This is a genomic window from Sphingopyxis sp. L1A2A (assembly GCF_005502465.1).
GTDB lineage: Bacteria > Pseudomonadota > Alphaproteobacteria > Sphingomonadales > Sphingomonadaceae > Sphingopyxis.
Genome location: NZ_SCOT01000050.1, coordinates 1 through 17061 on the forward strand (window position 1 = coordinate 1; position 17061 = coordinate 17061).

A 17061-nucleotide genomic window follows, 5' to 3' on the forward strand; every position below is an offset into this window, starting at 1 on the left:
GCCCTGCCCGCCCGCTCACCACCATAAACAGGTTGATGCCGCATGAGGCTTGCCATGCCCTCTTTTCATCCCGACGCGGGCGCTTTCGCCCCGGTCGTCGCCGGATGCCAAGACCGCATGCGCGTCCAGGACCGGACGCAGGCCACCCGCGGCAATAACGTCTTTTGTCTTTTCACCCGTATCCGCCGCGACTTTTCATCTGAAAGGGTCGCGGAATTTTTTGATGGCGCGCTGCGGCGCGCTTGGAGTGTAACTAATGACCACGCGCATGTTGATCGACGCGCGGCACCGGGAAGAAACCCGGGTCGCCGTCACCCAGGGAAACCGCATCGAGGAGTTTGATTTCGAGTCCGCTGAGCACAAGCAGCTCAAGGGCAATATCTATCTGGCCAAAGTCACCCGTGTCGAACCGTCGCTGCAAGCGGCGTTCATCGAATATGGCGGCAATCGCCATGGGTTCCTGGCGTTCAGCGAAATCCACCCCGATTATTACCAGATCCCCAAGGAAGATCGCGAAGCGTTGCTGCGCGAAGAGGCCGAACATGCCGCCGAAGCGGCGATGCGCGCCGAGGAAGATCTCGACGAGCTGGAAGGCGATGTCGCCGACGTCGAATATCATGACGACGACGACAATGGCGACCGCCGCCGCGACCGCGACGACGATCGGGATGACCGCGACGAGCGCAACGATGGCGACGACGATGACCGCGACGACCGCGACGACCAGGGCGATGCCGAAAATGGCGACGGCGAAGAAAGCGGCGAAGGATCCGAAGAAGGCCGTGAAGGTCGGAACGATCGCGGCGACCGCAAGGGTCGGGGCCGCGGGCGCGGCAATGGCCGCAAGGGCGGTGGCCGCGGCCGCAGCAGCCGCCGCGACGAGGATGACAGCGAAAACCGCATGTCGCTGCGCCGCCGCTACAAGATTCAGGATGTCATCCGTCGCCGTCAGGTGATGCTGGTCCAGGTCGTCAAGGAAGAACGCGGCAACAAGGGCGCCGCGCTGACGACCTATTTGTCGCTCGCCGGTCGTTATTGCGTGCTGATGCCCAACACGATGCACGGCGGCGGGATCAGCCGCAAGATTTCGAACGGTGCCGATCGCCGCAAGCTGAAGGCGATGATCGACGAGCTCGCACTGCCGCCGACGATGGGCTGCATCGTCCGCACCGCCGGGATGAGCCGCACCAAGGTCGAGATCAAGCGCGACTTCGATTATCTCGCCCGTCTGTGGGACGAGATTCGCGAAAAGACGCTCGAATCGAGCGCCCCGGCGCTGGTCCATTCGGACAGCGATCTGGTCAAGCGCGCGATCCGCGATATTTATCACAAGGACATCGAGGAAGTGCTCGTCGAAGGTGACGAGGGCTATAAGGCGGCCAAGCAGTTCATGAAGCTGTTGATGCCCAGCCACGCCCGGCGGGTGAAGCAATATGCCGATCCGGTGTCGCTGTACCAGCGTTACGGCGTCGAGGATCAGCTGGCGGGGATGCTCAATCCGGTCGTCCAGCTGAAATCGGGCGGCTATCTGGTGATCAACCCGACCGAGGCTCTGGTGTCGATCGATATCAACTCGGGCCGCTCGACGCGCGAGCATAATATCGAGCAGACCGCGGTCAGCACCAATTTGGAGGCCGCGCACGAAATCGCCCGCCAGCTGCGCCTGCGCGACATGGCCGGGCTGGTCGTGATCGATTTCATCGACATGGATCATGGTTCGAACGTCCGCAAGGTCGAGCGCGCGATGAAGGATGCGCTGAAGAACGACCGCGCGCGCATCCAGGTCGGCCGCATTTCGGGCTTTGGCCTGATGGAAATGAGCCGTCAGCGCCTGCGCACCGGCGTGCTCGAGGCCTCGACCCGGCCCTGCCCGCATTGCGAGGGCACCGGCCTGGTCCGCACCGCATCGTCGGCCGGGCTCAGCGCGCTGCGCCTGATCGAAGAGGAAGCCGCACGCGGCAAAGGCAGCAAGATCACCCTGCGCGCCAGCCAGGAAGCGACCTTCTATCTGCTCAACGAAAAGCGCCGCGAGCTGCGCGATATCGAGGAACTGTACGGCGTGTCGGTCGAAATTCTGACCGACGGCGAGACCGAAGGCGCGCGGATGGCGATCGAGGTCACCGGCCCGCCGCCGACCCAGCGCCGCAGCTTTGCCCCGATCGCGCCGATCGAAGACGAGGATGACGACGATTATCCCGAAGACGAGGACGCGGAAGAGGCCGAAGAAGAAGCCGACGCCCGTCCTGCACGTCCGCGCGAGCGCGCGCCGGAGGGCGGCGAGAGCGACACCGACGGTGAAGGCCGCAAGCGTCGCCGCCGCCGCCGCCGTGGCCGCCGCGGTCGCCGCGACGAGGAAGGCAATGAAATCGTCGACGGCAATGAAGACGGTGAAGCCGAGCGCGACGGCGATCGCGAAGATACGGACGACGGCGAGGCCGCACCGGCGGAAGCCGCTGGCGAAGGCGATGCCGAACCGGTCGAGACCGACACCAAGCCGCGCCGCCGTCGTGGCGGTCGTGGCCGCAAGCCCAAGGTCGATGCCGCGGAGACCGCCGACGAAACCGCCGCCGACGCCGAAGCGGCGCCGGTAGCGGCCGAAGCCGCCGAGCCGGTGGCCGAGGACGCGCCCGCTGCCGAGGAGAAGCCGAAGCGCAAGCGCGCGCCGCGCAAGACCAAGGCCGCAGCCGAAGCCGAAGCCGCCGAAGCAGCGGTCGAAACGGCGCCGGACGCAGTTGAAGCGGCACCCGTCGCCGAAGCCGAGCCCGAAGCCGAAGCCGAACCCGTCAAGCCTGCGCCCAAGAAACGCGCCAGCCGAGCGAAAAAGGCCGTCGCCGCCGAGGCCGCACCCGAAGCGGCAACGACGCGCGAAGCCGAGCCCGCCGCCGCCGATGGCGACGACGGCCTTGGTCCCGACGGCGAACCGCGTCGTGGCTGGTGGCAGCGCACCTTTGGCAATTGATCGATCAGATCGATCAGGCGCCAATTGACCCGATCCCCTTCGCCCGCGCGCGCCGGTCCCCGCGAAGCCACACCGGCTTCAGTCGAGGTTCAGGCGCGCGGGGCAAGGACCGGGCGATGACTTCATTTCTGCCGATCGCCAGCCGGGCGGGCGCCTGGCGTCCGCTGTTCCGCATCCTGCTGACGCTGCTCGCAATGGCGGCGGTTGCCATGCGCCCGGCGGTCGCGCAATCGATCCTGCGCGATGCCGAAACCGAGGCGCTGTTTCAGGACATGATGGACCCGCTGCTGGTCGCGGCGGGACTGCAACCCGGGCAGGTACGCGTCCATCTGCTCGGCGACCGCAGCATCAATGCGTTCGTCGCGGGCAGTCAGGATATCTATGTCTTTGCCGGGCTGATCGAGGCCGCCGACACCGCCGAAGAGGTGCAGGGGGTGCTCGCGCACGAACTGGGCCATGTCATCGGCGGCCACGCAATCCGCGTCAACGAAGGCGCGAAGGCGGCGACCGGCATCTCGCTGCTCAGCCTGCTGCTGGGCGCCGCGGCGATCGCTGCCGGTGGCGGCGAAGCCGGCATGGGGATCATGATGGCGGGGCAACAAGCCGCGCTCGGCAAATATCTCGCGTTCAGCCGCGTTCAGGAATCGACCGCCGACGCCGCGGGCGCGCAATATCTGTCCAAGGCGGGGATCAGCGGCCGCGGCAGCCTGGCGTTTTTCAAGAAATTGCAGAATCTGGAATTTCGCTATGCGGTGAAGCAGGATGATGATCAGGCCTATGGCCGCACCCACCCGATGTCGGGCGATCGCATCCAGACGCTGCGCGAGGTCTATGTCATCGATCCGGCGTGGGCCAAGCCCGCCGACCCGGCCATCGAGAAACGCTTTCAGCGCATCAAGGCCAAGCTGTCGGGCTATATGACCGACCCGGACCGGACGCTGCGCAAATTCCCCGAAACCAACAGCAGCATCCCCGCCCGTTATGCGCGCGCCTATGCCTGGCACCGCAGCGCCTATCCGCAAAAGGCGCTGGCCGAGGTCGAGGCGCTGCTCGCCACCGATCCGGCTGATCCTTATTTCCTTGAGCTCGAAGGCCAGGTGCTGCTCGAATCGGGGCGCCCCAAGGAAGCGATTCCGGCGCTGCGCAAAGCGGTGACGATATCGCGCTCGCAGCCGCTGATCAGCGCCACGCTGGGTCATGCGCTGATCGCGACCGAAGATCCGGCCAATTTCGCCGAGGCCGAAGACGTGCTGAAAACCGCGGTCGCGCTCGACAACCAGAACCCCTTTGCCTGGTACCAGCTCGGCATCGTCTATGCCAACAAGGGCGATCAGGCGCGCGCCGCGCTCGCCTCGGCGGAACGTTACAGCCTGGAGGGTGGACAGTCGTCGCTGGCGCTGCGTAATGCCGAAACGGCGATGCAGGGGCTGCCGCAGGGCTCGCCCGACTGGATCCGTGCACAGGATATTTCGCTGGTGGCGCGCGCCGAGGTGGAACGCGAGCGCAAACGGCGCTAGATTCACCGGAACGAACGGGGGCCGCATCGCCAATATGGATGCGCAAGGGCAACAAGTGACAGATAATAAAGACGATTATTACCAGCCATGGCTGCGCGACCCCGCGCCGACGCCCGATGCCGCGCCGCTGCCGCCCGCAGCGCCGGTCGAGGGCCTGGCGAAACCGCGCGAGACGCCGCCGGTCGGTATCGATCTGTCGCGCTATGCCGCCGACGACAAACCGCCGCGCAAGCCGGGGGTCACGTCGGGCCAGATGAAGGCGGGCGCCGCGGGCGTGTGGCAGGCGCTGCGCGATGGCGCCGATGGCTTTGCCGACTGGACGATCCGCGTCGGCGATCGCGCCGATATTCCGGCGCGGGTCGAGGCGATGGAAATCCCGCGCCGGACCCGCGAACTGGCCGCCCGGACCGGCGCGCTGACCGCGCAAGCGGCGCGCGCGATCGGACGCGGGTCGGCGCAAGCGGGCCGCGCTACCGCCAGAGCCAGCGCCGCCGCATGGGAAAAATTGGCGCTCGGCGACAAGGCCCGGAAGCTGTCGAGCGACGCCGGCCGCGGACTGGGTGAGGTTGCCGACCGGACCAAAGCGGGCGTTGGCCAGATCGCCAAGGCGGGCAGCGACAGCATAAGGGGCAGCATCGGCGAAGCCGCGACGAAACTGCGCCCAAGCCCGCGCGAGGAGCTGGCGCCGCCGCCCTCGGGCCTGGAACAACTGCTCGCCCGCGAGGAAGCCGCGGCGCGTGCCAAAGACCCGTCGGCGCCCGATCTGCCGCTGTTTGCAAGTGATACCAGCCGGCCGACAGCCCCTGCAGCGACCGCCGCGGCGACGGTCGAGGGCGACGACCGCTCGCCATTGATCGCGCCAGCGCCCAAAAAGCCCGCCGCCGCCAAGCCGATGGCGGCGCCGCGCTTGCCGCAAATCAAGGGGATGGGGATGGACGGTGGATCGACGCGTATCGGGATGATGGCGCTGGGCGGGCTGCTCTTGCTCGCGGCGGTGTTCTGGCTCGGCGGCCGCGTGGGCGGCGGGATGAGCAAGAGCGAGGTCGAGACGATCGTCGCGGATTATATCAAGGCGAACCCGCAGATCATCCCCGCGGCGCTCGAAGCGCAGCGCAATGGCGAGATCGCCAAGGCGATCGACGCGATCCGCCCGGCGCTCGAAAAACCCTATGCCGGGGCGTGGGCGGGCAATGCCGACGGCGATGTCACCTTGGTGGTGTTCACCGATTATGCCTGCGGTTTCTGCCGCGCGAGCGTGCCCGATGTCGATCGGCTGATCCGCGAGGACCGGCGCCTCAAAGTGGTGTTCCGCGAACTGCCGATCATCGCGCCGCAAAGCCGCGACGCGGCGCTGATGGCGCTCGCTGCGGCGCGGCAGGGCAAATATGACGCGTTCCACCACGCAATGTTCGCCGCCAGCTCGCTCGACAAGGCGGCGATCGTCGCGGCCGCCGCCAAGGTCGGCGTCGTCACCGACGGCAGCGCCGATGCGACCGCGAACGAGGCGCTGTTCCAGCGCGAACTCGACAGCAATCTGGCGATTGCCACCCAGTTGCAGCTGAACGCCACCCCGACCTGGATCGTCGGCGACCAGCTGTTTCAGGGCCAGATCGGCTATGACGCGCTGAAGCAGGCCGTCGCCAAGGCCCGCGCGGCCAAGAGCTGAAGGCGGCGGGCATGGCGACCGTCACCCATGATGCGGCGCTCGCCAACGCCCGCCGCCTGTTGGGCACGGAGCCCGCTGCCGCGCTAGCACAGGCAAAAGAGATCATCGCTGCGGTCCCCACATCGGCGGCGGCCCATCGCATCGCCGCGCACGCGCTGCGCGCGCTGAACCGCGAGGAGGAGGCCCAAGCCGCGTCGCTGGCCGCCGTCGGCGCCACGATCCATGATGAGGCGATGGTCGATGCTGCGCTCGCGCTGGCCGAAAACCGCCTGCCCGATGCCGAAGCCGCGCTCCGCCAGCGGCTGCGCGAGGACGCGACCGACGTCGCCGCGATCCGGATGCTGGCGGAAGTCGCCGGGCGCATCGGCCGCTATGGCGACGCCGAAAAATTGCTCACCCGCGCGCTTGAACTCGCACCCGGCTTCGGCGCCGCGCGCGCCAATCTCGCGACGGTTTTCTATAAACAAAACCGCTATGCCGAGGCGGCCGAGACGCTCGACGCAGTACTCGGCGACGACCCCGACAACGCCGCGCACGCCAATCTGAAAGCCGCCGCGCTCGGCCGCATCGGCGGCTATGACGAAGCGATCGCGCTCTATGAACAGCTGACCCAGCGCTTCCCCGACCATGCCAAGCTGTGGATGAGCTACGGCCATATGCTCAAGACCGTCGGGCGGCAGGACGACAGCATCGCCGCCTATCGCCACGCGCTCGCCGTCGATCCGGGGCTGGGCGAACTGTGGTGGAGCCTCGCCAATCTCAAGACGATCCGTTTCGACGCCGCCGACTGCGCCGCGATGGAGACGGCGCTGGCCGCCATCGATCCGGGCGACGCGGCGCGCGGCGACGATCGGCTGCACCTGCATTTCGCGCTCGGCAAGGCCTATGACGACGTCGGCGACGCTGAACCGGCGTTCCGCCACTATGCCGCGGGCAACGCGATCCGCGCCGGCCAGCTGGGCTATGACGCCGCCGACACCAGCGCGATCGTCGATGCGGCCGTCGCGATCTGCACCGCCGAGTTTTTCGCGGCGCGCGCGGATATGGGCGACCCGGCACCCGACCCGATCTTCATCCTGGGCATGCCGCGCGCCGGATCGACGCTGATCGAACAGATCCTCGCCAGCCATTCGGCGATCGAAGGCACGATGGAGCTGCCCGACATCCCGGCGCTCGCGCTGGGGCTGGGCCGCGAAACGCAGGGCGAAGGCCGCCACTGGATCGCCGCACTCGCCGAAGCACCGCCCGAACGGCTGGCCGAGATGGGCGCGGCGTTCCTGCGCCGCACCGCGGTGCAGCGCAAGACCGGCAAGCCCTTCTATATCGACAAGCTGCCGAACAACTGGCGCTATGTCCCGCTGATCCGCCTGATCCTGCCGGGCGCCAGGATCATCGACGCGCGGCGCCACCCGCTCGATTGCTGCTGGTCCAATTTCCGCCAACATTATGCCAAAGGACAGGCGTTCAGTTATGATCTGGCCGCGATGGGCGCCTATTACCGCGACTATGTCCGGTTGATGGCGCATATCGACGCGGTCCAGCCGGGGCGCGTCCACCGCGTGATCCATGAGGCTTTGCTGGATGATCCCGAGGCCGAAGTGCGCGCGATGCTCGCCCATCTTGGGCTGCCGTTCGAAGATGCTTGCATGGCGTTCCACGCCAACGCGCGCGCGGTGCGCACGGCATCGAGCGAGCAGGTGCGCCGCCCGATCAACCGCGACGGGGTCGATCAGTGGCGCCCCTTCGACGCCTGGCTGGGGCCGCTGAAATCGGCGCTGGGACCGGTGCTGGACAGCTATCCGAAGGCGCCGCCGCGCCCCGCCTAGGGCGCGGGCGACAAAACGTTGCCTTTCGGCAACAGCGCGCGACATTTTCGACCAACAACCGCGCCGCTCGGCGAACAAGGCTTGCGCTTATGCTGCGGTGCGTCATCCTCGCGTCATATTGATGTCATTTGAGGGGGGTCTCATGCGAAAGTTCACCACAGTCCTGGTACACAGCGGCGCCGCGCTGCTCGGCAGCACCATATTGTGTACATCGGGCACGGCGCTGGCGCAGGAAGTCGTGATCGACGACGACCGCGACATCGTCGTCACCGCGTCAAAACGCGAGCAGAATCTGCAGGACGTGCCACTGGCGATCACCGCGATCGGCACCGAGCGGCTCGACCAGCTGCAAGTCAACGAGTTTTCGGACGTCGTGAAATTCCTGCCGTCGGTGACGATCCAGTCGGCGGCGCCCGGTTTTGCACAGGTTTATTTCCGCGGCGTGTCGTCGGGCGAAAACGCCAACCACTCGGCCTCGCTGCCGACGGTCGGGACCTATCTCGACGAAATGCCGGTCACGACGATCCAGGGCGCGCTCGACATCCACACCTATGATCTGGCGCGCGTCGAGGCGCTCGCGGGGCCGCAGGGCACGCTCTATGGCGCCAGCTCGATGGCGGGGACGCTCAAGCTCGTCACCAACAAGCCCGATACCAGCGGCACCTATGGCGAGGCGTCTTTCCAGCTGAATAGTGTCGCGCACGGCGGCATTGGCGGCATTGCGGAGGGCTTCGTCAACGCACCACTCGGCGAGCGCGCGGCGCTGCGCCTCGTCGGCTGGTATCGCCGCGATGCGGGCTATATCGACAATATCGCGGGCAGCCGCACCTATGCCTCGTCGGGGATCACCCAGTCCAACGCCGACCTGGTCGAAAAGGATTATAACGGCGTCGACACCTATGGCGCCCGTCTGGCGCTGGGTATCGAACTCGACGACGACTGGACGATCCGTCCGCTGGTCACCGGGCAAGTGCAGAAATCGAACGGCAGCTTTGCGCAGGAACGCTCGACGTCGGTGGCCGGCGATCTCCAGACGGTGCAATATAACCCCGAAAGCGCCGAGGATAAGTGGATCCAGGCGGCGCTGACGATCGAGGGCAAGCTGGGCAATTGGGACCTGACGGTCACCGGCGGCCATTTGCGGCGCCAGACGGTGACCGAAAGCGATTATTCGGACTATGCCTATTTCTATGACGCGATCGCCGGATATGGCTCGTATTTCTATGACAACAACGATGACCTGGTGAACCCGAACCAATATATTCAGGGCAAGGACCGCTATCGCCGCAACTTCTTTGAAGCGCGTGTCGCGTCGCCCGCCGATGCGCGCATCCGCTTTATCGGCGGCGTGTTTTACCAGCGCCAGAGCCACAATATCGAACAAAATTACATCATCGACGATATTGCCGACGCGATCACGGTGACCGGAACCGACAGCAATATCTGGCTGACCCAGCAAAAGCGCGTCGATCGCGATTATGCCGCGTTCGGCGAATTGTCGTTCGACATCACCGACAAGCTGACGCTGACCGGCGGCGGCCGCGTTTACAAGTTCGACAATAGCCTCATCGGCTTTTTCGGCTTTTCGGCGGGATACAGCAGCCGCACCGGCGAAGCCGCTTGCTTTGCCCCCGCCGCATTGCCGAACAGTCCGTGCACCAATCTTGACGAGCGGACGAAGGACAGCGACTTCATCCACAAGTTGAATCTGACCTACAAGATCAGCGACGATGCGCTGGTTTACGGTACTTTCTCGCGCGGATTTCGCCCCGGCGGCATCAACCGGCGCGGTGGGCTGGCGCCCTACGGACCCGATACGCTCGACAATTATGAATTCGGCTGGAAGACCAGCTTCGGGCCGATCCGGTTCAACGGCGCCGTCTATCAGGAGGACTGGAACGGCATTCAGCTTTCTTTCCTTGGCCCTAATGGGCTGACAGAAATCCGCAACGCCGGGGTCGCGCGCATTCGCGGCGTCGAAATCGACGTCGGCTATCGGCAGGACGGATTCTCGCTCAACGCCGGGTTCAGCTACAACGACGCCGAAATTCGCGAAGATTTCTGCCGTATCGCCAACGCGACGTTCGACTGCGCGCTGCCGGGGACGGACGGGTCGGCCAATGCGCTGCTCGCGCCCGCCGGAACCGCCCTGCCCGTCACGCCGAAGTTCAAGGGTAATATCGTCGCACGCTATGAATTCCCGCTGATGGGCAACGAGGGCCATTTTCAACTCGCCGCCAATCATGTCGGCAAGCGCCGCAGCGATCTGAGAACCCTGCAGAATGGCATCAAGGGCCAGTTCGCGTCTTATTCTACCGTCGATATGAGTTTCGGCATTACCGCCGACAGCTGGCGTGCCGAAATTTTCGCGACCAATCTGTTCGACAGCAACGGCGTGATCAATTCGGGCGTCCAATGCGTCGAAACGGTTTGCGGCGATGTCGACGGCGACACCGCGACCGGCGGCGTGTTCTACGACACCGTCATCCGGCCGCGGCTGATCGGGATCAAGGTCAGCAAGGATTTCTGAACGGGTGACCGATAGCGCGACCAACGACGAAAGGCCGGGCCAAAAGCTCGGCCTTTTGATGTGTGTCGCGCTCGGCATGGGCAATATGATCGGGTCGGGGGTGTTTCTGCTCCCGCGCGACCTGGCGCCGCTCGGCTGGAATGCGATCATCGGCTGGGGGGTGTCGATTGCCGGAACCCTGTGTCTGGCGATCGCCTTTGCCCGGCTGGCCAAGCGGCTGCCAACGGGCTGCGCGACCTATACCTATGCCGCCGCCGCGTTCGGCCCCGGCACCGGCTTTATCGTCGCGTGGAGTTACTGGATCAGCTGCTGGACCGTCGTCGCAACGCTGGCGGTCGCGGCGATCAGCAATTTGTCGATCCTGATGCCGTCGCTGGGCAATGCCGGGGTGGGGACGGCGCTGATCGCGATCGGCTTCATCTGGATTTTCACGCTGATCAATCTGATGGGGGTGCGCCGCGCGGGTGGGGCGCAATTGCTGACCCTCGGGCTCAAGCTGATCCCTGTCGTCGGCGCGGTGCTCGTCGCGCTGTGGTTGTGGGGAACCGGCGACGCGCCGACCCCGACGATGGTCGGCACCAAGCCGATCAGCCTCGACAATATCGGCACCGCCGCGACGCTGACGCTGTTCGCGCTGCTCGGGTTCGAGAGCGCCTGCGTCGTCGGCGACCGGGTGCGCGACCCCGAACGCACCGTCCCGCGCGCGACGTTGATCGCCGCCGCGGCGACCGGGCTGCTCTATCTGCTGTCATGTACGACGGTGACCTTGCTGCTGCCGCTCGAAACGCTCAAGGGGTCGAATGCCGCCTATGCGACCTTTTTCGGCACGCTGGTCAGCACGTCGGCCGGGCAAGCCGTCGCGCTTTTCGCCGCGGTGGCCGCGCTCGGCGCGCTCAACGGCTTTGTGCTGCTGCAAGGCGAGATCCCGCGCGATCTGGCGCATCGCGGGCTGCTGCCCGCGGCTTTTGCGAAAGATAACCGCTTTGCGGTGCCATGGGTGACCCAGATCGTGTCGAGTGCGCTCGCCAGCCTGGTCGTCTATGCCAATTATTCGCGCGGTTTGGCCGAATTGTTCAAATTCATGGTGCTGGTGACGACGTCGACCGCGATCATCTTTTACATCGTCGGCGCGCTCGCGGCGCTCAAGCTCGAGCATGAAGGCGCGATCAAGGCGTCACCGACCTTTGTCACGCTCACTATCCTTGGCTTCCTCTACAGCTGCTGGGCCTTTTACGGCGCGGGGTTGAACGCGAGCCTGTGGAGCATCGGGCTGACGGCGGCCGGGCTGCCGATCTATCTTGCGATGCGGCGATCAGGCCCAGCGGGGCGCGAACCAGCCACGGTCGCGTAGGATGACCTGCGCGGCATTGTGCCCCGGCGCGCCGGTGACGCCGCCGCCGGGATGGGTACCGGCGCCGCACATATACAGCCCCTTCAGCGGCCCGCGATAGGCGCCATTGCCCAGCACCGGGCGCGCCGACCACAGCTGGTCGAGGCTCATATTACCGTGCATGATGTCGCCGCCGACCAGCCCGAATTTGCGTTCGAGCCCCTTGGGACTGAGGATCTGGCGGCCGACGATCGAGGCACGGAAACCGGGGGCGTGCGCTTCGACGGTGTCGATGATGCAGTCAGCGGCGGCGGCCTCCTCGGCATCCCAATCCCTGCCATCGGGCAGCTCAGGGGCGAATTGCTGGCAGAACAGACTGGCGACATGCTGGCCCGGGGGGGCGAGGCTGTCGTCGATCGTCGAGGGAATGAGCATCTCGACGATCGGCTTTTTCGACCAGCCATATTGCTTCGCGTCGAGGAACGCGCGGTCCATATAATCGAGCGTCGGGGCGAGGATGATCCCCGACTGGTGATGCTCGCCGGGTTCGGGCAGGCAGGTGAATTTGGGCAACTCGCTGAGCGCGACGTTCATGCGGAACGTCCCGCTGCCCGCCTTGAACGCCTTGATCCGGCGGCGGAACTCGGGCGCGATGTCGCCCTCGTCGAACATCCGTTCGTAGAGCAATTTCGGCCCGACGTTGGCGATGACGCGCGCCGCGGCGATTTCTTCGCCGCCGACGAGCTTGACGCCCACCGCCTTACCTCCATCCACCAGCACTCGCGACACCGGCGCTTCGAGGCTGATCTCGACGCCGAGCTGGGTGCACACTTTGGCCATCATCTGGGTGATCGCGCCCATGCCGCCGATGCTGTGGCCCCACGCGCCCTTTTTGCCATTCACTTCGCCAAAGACGTGGTGGAGCAGGACATAGGCACTGCCCGGGGTGTCGGGGCTGGCATAATTGCCGACAACGGCGTCGAAACCGAACGCCGCCTTGACCGCTTCGCTTTCGAACCAGCTGTCGAGGAAGGTGCGCGCCGATTTGGTGAACAGTTCGAGCACGTCGCGCTGCTGCGACAGGCTGAGCTTGGTCAACCCGCGCCCTTGCCGCGCCGCGTCGAGCAGCGTCTTGAACCCGTCGCCGACGTTCGGCGGCGATTTCAGCGCGAGGTCGCGCAGCACGTCGGCGACGCCTTCGAGCATGTCGTAATATTCGGGGAGGCGCGCCGCGTCATGCGCCGAAAAACGCGCGAATTCCTTCTGGGTGCGTTCGAGCCCGCCGCCGAGTTTCAGATAACCGCCATCCTCCTGCGGCAGGAAATTGCTGATCGGCCGTTCGATGACGCGGTAGCCAAGATCGGCGAGCTTCATGTCGGCGATCACCTTGGGCTGCAGCAGGCTGACGGTGTAGCTCGCGACCGAATTGCGGAAGCCCGGCGCGAATTCCTCGGTCACCGCGGCGCCGCCGACGACGTCGCGCGCCTCGACGATGCGAACCTTCAACCCCGCCCGCGCGAGGTAGAAGGCGCAGACGAGGCCATTGTGGCCGGCGCCGATGATCAGGGCGTCATATTGTTTGGTCACATCAAATTCCGTTCGTGTCGAGCGAAGTCGAGACACCCTGAAGGCGCGTATTTCCGACAGGCATCTCGACTTCGCTCGATGCGAACGGGGACTTAAGCGTCATGAGCCTCATGCTTTGCTCCACCCGGCGCGCGGGGCTTGTTCGAGGCGGGACTCGGGGATCAGGTCGCGCATCCGCGCGCAGAAATGCTTGAGGCACACTTCCTTGTCGCTGAGCGGCCCCATGGTGAAACTCTGCGATGCCATGCCCTGCTGGACGCGGGTGATCAGCAAGGTGTCCTCGGCATTGACCTGGCGGTTGATCCGCCAGTTGAGATAGCGCGCGGCGCGCATCTCGCGGCGCGCATCTGGCAGGACGTAACTGATCTCGCGGATCAGGCAGCTGGTCGGCCCGGTCGGCAGCCATTGCATGAAGTCGACCTGGTCGGGATAGATGTCGAAGGCGACATTGGGCCACAGCTTGAAATAGAGCCAGTGGCGCTGGCTCGCTTCGGGCAGGTGCGGCACGGACGGCAGCAGCCGCTGGTACATGCGTTCGGACCAGTTGACCGACGGCCGGTCGATCAGGTCGCCCCACATGCGATCGACATGATCTGTCGCCTCGACGCCATAGCTTTTGCCGAACAGCCGGGTCAGGCCGGGGTGGGCGACGGGGATGTGAAGGCCGTCGGAATAATTGTCGCCGACATTTTTCCAGTTCACGTCGCGCGGACGCAGCGTGACGCGGCCGAGCGCGCCGAGTTCCTCGAACCGGTACGGCGCCACCTGCTCCTCATAGGGCGCCATCATCGCCGCGACCGACGGACCGTCATCGTCGGTGAGGCGGACGAACCAGAAGCCGCGCCATTGTTCGAGATCGACGGGGACCAGCCCTGCCTTGCCACGATCGAGCGTCGGGTAGCTCGCCGAATCGGGGACGCCGGTCAACCGGCCGTCGAGGTCATAGGTCCACGCGTGATAGGGGCAGACGAGCTTTTTGGCGCAACCCGCCGCGCCATCGACCAGCCGCGAGCCACGGTGGCGGCAAACGTTGGTAAAGGCGCGCACGATGCGGTCGGCACCGCGCACGACGATGACGCTTTCGCCGCAATAATCGATGCTGTGCCAGTCGCCCGCGCCCGGGATGTCTGACGCATGACAGACGACCTGCCAGCTCGGGCGGAAAATCCGCGCCATTTCCGCCGCGTAAAAATCGGGGTCGCTGTACGTCCACGCGGGCAATGACCAGCCGTCGAGCGGGTCGATATGCGGTGTGCGGAGGGATGCAGTTGCCATGAGTCGATCCTTGTTGTACAAACGTATAACAAGATGCAGCCCGCTCGCCAAGCCTTTACGCGCGAAAGCGCCGATGCCCGCCGCGGCGACCTGATCGAGGCGACCGCGGCGTGTCTGGCGGAAGTGGGCCTGGCGGGTACCAACGTCCGCGCGATCTGCGCGCGAGCGGGGGTGTCGCCGGGGCTGCTGCGCCATTATTTCGGCGGTATCGACGATCTGATCGCCGCCACCTATCAGGCGACGAGTGACCGGATGGACGCGATTTTTGCGGCGGCCGTCGCAGGTGCCGGCCCCGACCCGCGCACGCGGCTGACCGCGTATCTCACCGCCAGCTTTCGCCCGCCGGTGACCGATCCCGAGCTGCTGGGGGCGTGGACGGCGTTCTGGGCGCTGGCGCGTAGCGACGCGCGGATGGCGAAAATTCACGCCCAAAGTTACGCCGGGTACCGCGCGCAGCTGGGCGAGCTACTCACCGCGTGCGGCGCCCGCGATGCCGCACGGCTGGCAATCATGCTGACCGCGATGGTCGACGGGCTGTGGCTCGAACTGTCGCTCGACGCGGGCAGCTTCGGCGCCGAAGCGGCGGTGGCGATGATCGAGCGCGCGGTCGGGGCGTTGGTTTAGGTTCGACACCCAAGGCGGTAATCGAAATCCACCCCGTCATTGCGAGCGAAGCGCAGCAATCCAGGACGGGTTACGCCACTCTGGATTGCCGCGTCGCTTCGCTCCTAGCAATGACGAGCTGTTAGATACAACGCTACCTCGATAAGCTCAGCACGAACGGCGTTGGCGTGGGGCTTCCTACTTCGACAAATCCCTTAATAAACTGTCCCAATGCGCCAGCGCGGGGGCGATCGCATCGACCGGGACGCGTTCGTTGAGACCGTGCGCAAAGCTGTCGCTGGCTTTCGAGAACAGTCCGGCGACGCCGTAGCTCGGCACGCCCTGCATGCGGAAATGATAGCTGTCGGTGGCGCCGGCGCTCATCGACGGGATGATCGGCAGGCCGGGGGCGCGGGCGTGGACCGCTTTCTTCACCGCCGCCATCACGTCGGGGCGCAGCGGTGAGGCGTCGCTGGCGCTGGCGTCGGGATCGGTGTTCACCTTGACCGCGGGATCGGCGATCAGGCGTTCGAGTTCGGCGCGCACCGTCTCGACCGGGACACCGGGAAAGATGCGGCAGTTGATATTCGCCGTGGCGCGCTGGGGCAGCGCATTTTCAGCATGGCCGCCCTTGACCAGCGTCGGCACGCAGGTGGTGCCGATCTGGCCGACATATTCGGGATCGGCGCGAATCTTGGTGATCGCGTCGGCATTTCCGGGATCGGCAGCGAAGGCTTTGAGCGCGGCGCCCATATTGCCGCCGACCTGATCGGCGACGATCGGCATCCCGATCTTGGTCAGCTCGTTCTGCTGCGCGGCGAATTTATAGGCGCCGATTTTTTCGAGCGCGGTGGCGAGCTGGACGATCGCGTTGACCGGAGACGGGCGCGAGCTGTGGCCGCCGGGGTTGGTGACCTCCAGCATGAAGTCGGCATAGGTTTTTTCGCCCGCCTGCAGCCCATAATATTGCGGCTTGCCATCCTCGCCGATCGTCCCGCCGCCGCCGTCGCCATTGAGCGCGAATTCGGCGCCCTTATACTTCGCGGCGAGCGCGCGCGTCGTCAGCATCGAGGTTTCCTCGTCGCCCGACAGCAGCAGGATGATCGAGCGTTTCGGCTTGAAGCCCTCTTTCTTGAGCTGCGCCATCGCGGCGACCATCATCGATACGTCGAACTTATTGTCCTCCGACCCACGGCCGAAAATATAGCCATTTTCCTCGACCGGCACAAAGGGGTCGCGCGTCCAATCCTTCGCATCGGCCTCGACGACGTCCATATGGCCGAGCAGCACGATCGGCTTTTGCTTCGTCGTCCCGGTCAGCGTCGCGGCGAAAGTCGCGGTGTCGCCCATCGGGGTGATTTCGATATCGCTGTCGGCATAGCCCGCAGCCTTCAGCACGTCGGCATAATAGGCCGCGAGTTCGGGCACCTTGCCGCGGCCCTCGACGGTCGGAATCGCGATGCTGTCTTTCAGGATCTGCTTGGCCGCCGCGGGATCGGCGGGCTTGGCGTGGACGGGCGCGGCGGCGAGCATGGCGGCGGCGAGAGCGAGCGGGGCGGTAAGGTTGCGCATGGCAACGGGTTATGGCGGGTCATGGGCAGACGGCAAGTAGCAATCGCTGACGCCGGGCTGCGACCGAAGGCCGAATGTCGGGTAGCGACCAGTTGCGGACATTCTTCTCCCCTCCCTGGCTCTTATTCACCTCTGGACGTTGCGACGCCGCCGTCCGTTTAGAATCATCAGTTGCCAGTACCTATAACCAAAAAAA

Annotated in this window: 10 protein-coding genes; 7 read left to right on the plus strand and 3 right to left on the minus strand. The window is 65.6% G+C overall.

Translation table 11 applies throughout. The features are described from left to right. The first annotated feature begins 256 nt into the window (after positions 1-256). The 6 genes from FFS68_RS16820 to FFS68_RS16845 all read left to right on the plus strand — a co-directional run bounded on the left by FFS68_RS16820 (position 257) and on the right by FFS68_RS16845 (position 11849). Positions 257-2959 (plus strand): ribonuclease E/G, encoded by a 2703-nt coding sequence (locus tag FFS68_RS16820; protein WP_137754351.1) that lies wholly within the window; start codon positions 257-259, stop codon positions 2957-2959. A 116-nt stretch (positions 2960-3075) separates the two neighbouring features. Continuing rightward, a complete protein-coding gene (locus FFS68_RS16825; RefSeq protein WP_137754352.1) occupies positions 3076-4476 on the plus strand; it encodes a M48 family metalloprotease in 1401 nt (466 codons plus the stop codon). Positions 4477-4531: 55 nt separating this feature from the next. After that, on the plus strand, positions 4532-6142 hold the full coding sequence (locus FFS68_RS16830) for a thioredoxin domain-containing protein (RefSeq protein WP_137754353.1): 1611 nt from the start codon (positions 4532-4534) through the stop codon (positions 6140-6142). Positions 6143-6153: 11 nt separating this feature from the next. Beyond that, complete coding sequence (locus FFS68_RS16835; protein WP_137754354.1) at positions 6154-7968, plus strand: tetratricopeptide repeat-containing sulfotransferase family protein; 1815 nt, start codon at positions 6154-6156, stop codon at positions 7966-7968. A gap of 142 nt (positions 7969-8110) precedes the next feature. Next, entirely contained in the window at positions 8111-10498 is a 2388-nt protein-coding gene (locus FFS68_RS16840; RefSeq protein ID WP_137754355.1) for a TonB-dependent receptor, read from the plus strand. A gap of 4 nt (positions 10499-10502) precedes the next feature. Next, a complete protein-coding gene (locus FFS68_RS16845) occupies positions 10503-11849 on the plus strand; it encodes an amino acid permease (RefSeq protein WP_137754356.1) in 1347 nt (448 codons plus the stop codon). Here the strand turns inward: FFS68_RS16845 and FFS68_RS16850 are convergent. After that, positions 11811-13415 carry an NAD(P)/FAD-dependent oxidoreductase gene (locus tag FFS68_RS16850; protein WP_137754357.1) on the minus strand — a complete coding sequence of 535 codons (1605 nt, stop codon included), beginning with the start codon at positions 13413-13415 and terminating at the stop codon, positions 11811-11813. The two genes, FFS68_RS16845 and FFS68_RS16850, sit on opposite strands and share 39 nt — an antisense overlap. Positions 13416-13523: 108 nt before the next feature. Then, on the minus strand, positions 13524-14690 hold the full coding sequence (locus tag FFS68_RS16860; RefSeq protein ID WP_137754358.1) for an aromatic ring-hydroxylating dioxygenase subunit alpha: 1167 nt from the start codon (positions 14688-14690) through the stop codon (positions 13524-13526). 33 nt (positions 14691-14723) lie between these two features. Here FFS68_RS16860 and FFS68_RS16865 point away from each other — a divergent pair, with 33 nt between their 5' ends. Continuing rightward, a complete protein-coding gene (locus FFS68_RS16865; RefSeq protein ID WP_137754359.1) occupies positions 14724-15314 on the plus strand; it encodes a TetR family transcriptional regulator C-terminal domain-containing protein in 591 nt (196 codons plus the stop codon). Positions 15315-15491: 177 nt separating this feature from the next. Here FFS68_RS16865 and FFS68_RS16870 read toward each other — a convergent pair whose 3' ends face one another. Beyond that, positions 15492-16865 (minus strand): M20/M25/M40 family metallo-hydrolase, encoded by a 1374-nt coding sequence (locus tag FFS68_RS16870; protein WP_137754360.1) that lies wholly within the window; start codon positions 16863-16865, stop codon positions 15492-15494. Between the last annotated feature and the right edge of the window lie 196 nt (positions 16866-17061).